Origin of the sequence: uncultured Campylobacter sp. (assembly GCF_938045535.1) — a bacterium.
In the GTDB taxonomy this organism is placed as follows: Bacteria; Campylobacterota; Campylobacteria; order Campylobacterales; family Campylobacteraceae; genus Campylobacter_B.
Map to the genome: position 1 here is coordinate 1 of NZ_CALIMQ010000084.1, position 5,598 is coordinate 5,598.

Here is a 5,598-nt window from a genome sequence, read left to right on the forward strand (position 1 = left end):
AGGTGGTTGGCCAGCACGTCACCGATGGTGCCGGCCGGCATGCGGATCTCGCCGGCCCACATGCACAGCAGCATCACCGGCAGCAGCAGCGCCAGTGCCACGAGAGCCAGCAGCAGACGGCGCAGCCATCCTCGCGTCAGGGCAGGGGGCATGCTCACCTCAGTGCGCCGCGCCGGCCTTCACCACGGCATCCGCAATCGCCTCCATGCCGTCGGCAATGCGGATCGAGGCCTGCAGCGCGTCGGCATCGACAATGGCGATGCGGCCGTTCTTCACGGCGTCCATGTGCTTCGTCACCGGATCACTCTTCAGGAACTCCAGCTTCTTCTCGTAGTCATCCGCCGGGAAACGCCGACGGTCCATGCGCGCAATCACCAGAATGGTGGGATTGGCCTTGGCGATGGTCTCCCAGCCCACGGTCGGCCACTCCTCGGCCGAGGTCACCACGTTGCGCAGACCCAGCTCCTTCAGCATGTAGCCGGCCACACCCTTCTGACCCGCCATGTACGGGTCCACGTCCATGTCGGCGCTGGAGAACCACACCGCCGCCGACAGATCCTTGATGCCCGAAGCCTTCACCTTCTGCACGGCGGCGGCCTGGCGTGCCTTCAGATCATCCACCAGGGCCTGGCCGTTTGTCTCCACATCGAAGATCTCGGCCAGTTGCGAAATGCTCTTGTAGAGCGCGGCGATGTCATAGGGCTTCGTGCGCGTGCCGTCGGCGCCCACCAGATTGTCCTTGCCCTCGCAGTCCGACGGCATCAGGTAGGTGGGGATCTTCAGATCATGAAACTGCTCGCGCGTGGCCACCACGCCTTCCTTGCCGATCTGAGCTTATCGTACCGCTAGGGCTTGCGGAGATTGGATTTACTGCACTTTCGCCCGCGATACCGCTTACGTTATTTATGTAGGCTACGGTGCTTATTTTATTCCATTCTCTACCGATTTTCAAAAACGCGCGCTGGCTGTCTAGGATCTCTTTAAACATCGGATCTTTCGCCGCTTCCTCGTCTAAGATTTCATTCGTTGCTTTTTTAAGCGCGGCTATCACGTCCGCAGGGAAGTCACGCACTTGCACGTCCGGAAACTGCGCTTTTAGCTCCGCCCAAATGCGAGCGTTTTCATAAAAGCCCTTATTTTGGAAATTCTCTCCGGCAAGTCTTGCTGCAGCCTCTAAGATCGCTTGAAGATCCGCAGGCAGCTTCTCTAGCGCCTTTTGATTTACCAGCAGTTGGCAGTCCCCCATAGGCTCTTGCCAGCCTGTGTAGTAGTATTTAGCCACTTTGTGAAATCCAAGTGGCATATCATAGACAGGGCTTACCCACTCGACCGCATCGATCGTACCCATCTCTAACGCCATAAATAGCTCGCCCGTAGGCACCGTGTTTATAGTGGCGCCCAGCTTGCTCATCACCTCTCCGCCTAGCCCCGGTATGCGGAATTTAAGCCCTTGCAAATCTGCAACCGAGTTGATCTCTTTTTTAAACCAGCCACCCATTTGCATGCCGGTAGATCCCATCAAAAAGGTCTTCATGCCGTATTGTGCAAACATCTTATCATTAAGCTCTCGCCCACCACCATAATAATACCACGCGTGCTGCTCATCAGTAGTCATACCGAAAGGCACCGCCGTCCAGAGCATAGTTTTGGCGTCTTTGCCTTTATAATAATAAAGCGAAGTATATCCTAGATCGTATTGACCGCTTTTGACGAAGTCGAATACGCCAAAGCTTGCCTTGTGCTTGCTCGGCGTATCGATGCGGATCTGAAGCCTGCCGCCACTAAGGCTTTCGGCATAGTTTTTAAAATCCTCGGCGGCAGCGCCCAAAACGGGCGTAGTCGCCTCCCACGTACTAGCAAGTCTTAGGCGATATACCTTATCGTCGCCGAAAAGCTGCGAGCCCAAAAGCATGAGACATGCAAACAAAAAAATCTTTTTCATTTCTATCCTTTCATAAAGTTTTAAATTCATAAAATTTCAAAATTTAGCGCGCCGCCGGCTTAAAATTTAATCGCGTCCTGCGTTACTGCTACGAAATTCTGATTCGCGGTGTCTATTTTATCGACACGTTGCTTTCTATTCTATTTTACGACGCTTCATCTTATAGACACCTTGCTTTGCAGACGTCTTATTTTGCGATATTTTGTTTCTAAGCGCTCTACCCAAGCTTTTTATTTTACAATGCCTGGCTTTGCGACTATAGGGCGCCACGTTAGTTTTATTTCGCCGCATTCGGGCGTACCTACTTGCACCTGCGCCATATCTAGCGATAATATTTTATCAAGCGCGCTTGCTTAAAAGCCTCTGGCGCGGATCTTTTTTGCTTAGAAACAACAAAAGTATCTTAAAATGCTATCTTTGCGCTTTTGCAGATAAAATTCTCTTTTTCTTTCAAAGCGAGCTTTGTCATTTCAGCAAGCTTAGACGCTACGCCATTTTTTGATCTTAGACGGCAGAATCGTGCTTTTAAATTTAAAATTCCGCAATCAGCGCACTCTTAGCACCGCACTGGCAAGCAAAGATTTAGCCTTTATATTTGAATTTTGCACCTTAGTTAAGCACAAAATTCCGCGCGGAGTTTTGATGCAAATTCCGCGCGAAGCCTAGATTAGAATTTTACGCAGAGCCACCCCGCGTTGTCTAAAATTTTTTGCAAAATTCCGTGCCGCAAAATGCACTTAAAATTTTAAATTTGCTATTGCGCGGAATTTCTTAGCGTAAATTCCAGACCTTGAAATTTTGCTCTTGTTTGACAGCATAAAATTTTAAAACAAAATTCTGTAGCCGCTATGCCATAAAATTTTATTCGCAAAGCCTACTTGCTAAATTTTAAAATTTTGAGCCTAAGTCCGTAAAATTCCGCATTTCGCATTTTAGAAATTCTATTTCGCAAAATTTTATCTCGCGGATTTATCACTCCATAAATTTCTGCGCTAAATGAAATTTTACTCCGCATAGTTTGCGCTTCGTAAAATTCTAGCCCGCAAAATTTCACTTAAAATTTCGCGAGCTAGCCCTTATTTTCAAATAACTCCGCGTGTTTGCTACGCAAAAACTCGACCACGGCGATCACTTCGTCCGCGCCGCTAGCGTCCGAGTTCGCAAGCACCGTGTCGATATTTTCGATGTATAACTGCGCCGCATCAGCGAGCCGCTCGCGCTTCACGCCAGCATAAAGCAGCATCGCGTCAAGCAGGATGTTGATCTCGTAGATGAGGTCCTGCTCGGCGATTTTTTCGTCATTATTTTTCATCTTCTTCCTTTGAAATTTGAGTTTTTTTTCTCGATTAGATCCACGATTTGCGCCTTTACGGCTTCGTACGAGCTCGCGTCCTTAAAGCCCGCAAACATCCCGCCGCTCGCGTTTACGTGCCCGCCGCCGCCGAGGAGCAGCTTTGCCATTTCGCTTACGTCGATCTTGCCGTCGGCGCGGAAGCTGAGTGTTTTCTTGCTCGTTACGTCGATGAAAAAATCGACATCAGGGTTTTGCGTCAAAAAGTCGTTGCCAATAACGCTTACGTTGCCGATATTGTAGGTCAAAATGCCCTTTTTACCTAGATAATTGATCTCAAAACGCTGCTTTTGCGCACTTAGGCGGGCGACTACGAAATGCGAAACGAGATTGCTTAGCGTATCGTCGCGCTCGCTTTTAAAAAATTCTTTCTTTATGCCGTGCAGCGCGCTATCTAGCGCAATGTGTGCATTCGGCTCGTCTTGAAATTTAAAAATTTTTTCTAACAGGAAAAAGATATAATCCCTGCTCTCCTGCTCAAACATAATTTTATTGATCTCTTTCGCGCCCGAGACCATGCCGAGGCAGACCTTGCCGAGCTCAAACTCGCTCTCGTCTTTTAGCCAGATATCCACGGCGTTTACGACGCGCACGAGCTTATCCAGCCGCGCCGCGCCGCCGAACATCGCGCTGAAAAAATCATAGGTGATCTTCGTAGCGCAGCGCGAAGAGTCTAGGAAATACCACGGGAATTTTTTCGCGCACTCAAGTCCGCTTTGATGATGATCCAGAAGGATCACGCGAGCGTTGCGACTGGCTAGTTCGCCGCTAAATTTCTCGCACTGCGCGGGTAGTAAATTTAGATCGGTGATTAAAACCAGGCTTTTCTCGTCCGTGTCTGCAGCGAGCCGCTCATCGATACGAACGAGGATGAGATCAAATTTTTCGTTTATTTCCTTGCCGTAGTTGGCGTTGAAAAATTCCACGCCCGTCAAGTAGTGCACCGCGACGAACTGCGCGCCGTAGCCGTCCAGATCGGTGTGGCTTAGGTGATATATTTTCATTTGCGTTCTTTGCCGATGATGTCTGCTAGCGTGATCGTATCCATATACTCATCGACTTTCTCTTGAAGCTCGCCGAACATTAGATTGACGCGGCACAGCGTGCGACCGTTCGGGCAGGCGTCGATCCCCTCGGCGGTGCAGTCAAATACCGTCGCCTTGCGTCTTTCGGCGCTTTTGATGATCTCGCTTAGCGTAATCTCGTCCGCATTGCGCGCGAGCACAAAGCCGCCTTTGGCGCCTTTGAAGGAATTTAAAAGTCCCGCGCGAGCTAAATTTTGTAAAATTTTAGCCAAAAAGCTGCGTGAAATTCCAAGCTCGCTAGAGATCGAATCGACATCCATCGATTCCTCCTTGCCCGCGATACAGATCATTGAAAGCAGGGCGTATTCGCTTGCTTTTGTAAAAAGCATTTATTCTCTCCTTTGGTGTCAAAGCGTGCATTTTACACAAAGAAAGCAAAAATTTAGGTTAATTAAGTATAATCGCTTCCTATTTTACCGATCAGGAGGTCATCATGGCTTTAGACACGGCTCAAAAAGCACAGATAGTTGCGAAATTCGCTAGAAGAGAGAAAGATACGGGCTCTGCAGAGGTGCAAATCGCGCTTCTTACCGAGAGGATCACGCTTCTTACCACTCATTTGCAAGCAAATCCGAAAGATTTTTCATCTCGCTTAGGACTGCTAAAGCTAGTAGGTCAGCGCAAAAGAATGATGAAATATCTTAAAAACAAAGACTACGCAGTTTACTCCAAGCTCGTTAGCGAGTTAAATTTAAGAGATAAATAAGCTCCTTTGCTCGTGGCGGCGTTTATTTTCGTCGCCGTGACTTATACGCAGTGTCCGTCAAACGGCGGGCGCTTTTTTTATGCCTGGAATTTCGGCTTCCGTTTCGCTTACGAAATGTTTAAATTTATTTGGAATTTTGAAGTTCAGCTAAATTTGGTGTGGATAATTAAATTTAGTTTTAAAGGATTTTTGTGAGTTATTTCCACGGTATCGCGATTGATGTGAAAAAAGAGTCCGGATCCCACACAGACAGCCTCGCAGATGCGGATATTTCGAATGATGCAGCTTATGCAGCGGTATGGCAATTTCGGTTAAAAGGGCAGGGCGCGGACGTTTTTAAAATAAAAACGGACGATGGTTTTTATATTTTTGAAGGCGATGAAATCGCCAGCTATGCTCCCGCTAGCCATGATAGCAAAGAAAAAGAATGCTTAAAAAATATCTCAAAAGGCGTAGATATCTTAAGGCGCTTATCGTTGCCTGAGCCCATTTTGCCGGCCGGGAGACACGGATT

The 5,598-nt window shown here is 48.3% G+C and carries 8 protein-coding genes; 2 read left to right on the forward strand and 6 right to left on the reverse strand.

Going from position 1 to position 5,598, the window contains the following annotated elements; genetic code table 11:
• Positions 1-159: 159 nt before the first annotated feature.
• From Q0095_RS02765 to Q0095_RS02790, 6 genes are all read right to left on the reverse strand, one after another.
• Positions 160-810: an ABC transporter substrate-binding protein gene (locus Q0095_RS02765; protein ID WP_297881147.1), complete on the reverse strand. Its 651-nt coding sequence runs from the start codon at positions 808-810 to the stop codon at positions 160-162.
• A complete protein-coding gene (dctP, locus tag Q0095_RS02770; protein WP_297881149.1) occupies positions 785-1,942 on the reverse strand; it encodes a TRAP transporter substrate-binding protein DctP in 1,158 nt (385 codons plus the stop codon). Before dctP ends, Q0095_RS02765 begins: the two co-directional genes overlap by 26 nt.
• An 874-nt stretch (positions 1,943-2,816) precedes the next feature.
• Positions 2,817-2,996 carry a hypothetical protein gene (locus tag Q0095_RS02775; RefSeq protein ID WP_297881151.1) on the reverse strand — a complete coding sequence of 60 codons (180 nt, stop codon included), beginning with the start codon at positions 2,994-2,996 and terminating at the stop codon, positions 2,817-2,819.
• 15 nt (positions 2,997-3,011) lie between these two features.
• Entirely contained in the window at positions 3,012-3,254 is a 243-nt protein-coding gene (locus Q0095_RS02780) for a hypothetical protein (RefSeq protein WP_297881153.1), read from the reverse strand.
• Positions 3,251-4,297: a 3'-to-5' oligoribonuclease B gene (locus Q0095_RS02785; RefSeq protein ID WP_297881155.1), complete on the reverse strand. Its 1,047-nt coding sequence runs from the start codon at positions 4,295-4,297 to the stop codon at positions 3,251-3,253. The genes Q0095_RS02780 and Q0095_RS02785 overlap by 4 nt, the downstream gene beginning before the upstream one ends.
• Positions 4,294-4,707, reverse strand: coding sequence for an Rrf2 family transcriptional regulator (locus tag Q0095_RS02790; RefSeq protein ID WP_177387765.1), 414 nt, complete (start codon positions 4,705-4,707; stop codon positions 4,294-4,296). The genes Q0095_RS02785 and Q0095_RS02790 overlap by 4 nt, the downstream gene beginning before the upstream one ends.
• A gap of 104 nt (positions 4,708-4,811) precedes the next feature.
• Here Q0095_RS02790 and rpsO point away from each other — a divergent pair, with 104 nt between their 5' ends.
• Both rpsO and Q0095_RS02800 read left to right on the forward strand, forming a co-directional pair.
• Positions 4,812-5,084, forward strand: a complete 273-nt coding sequence (rpsO, locus tag Q0095_RS02795) for a 30S ribosomal protein S15 (protein ID WP_005871877.1) — start codon at positions 4,812-4,814, stop codon at positions 5,082-5,084.
• A gap of 191 nt (positions 5,085-5,275) precedes the next feature.
• Positions 5,276-5,598 (forward strand): hypothetical protein (locus Q0095_RS02800; protein ID WP_297881158.1); only part of this gene is annotated, 323 nt, incomplete at its 3' end.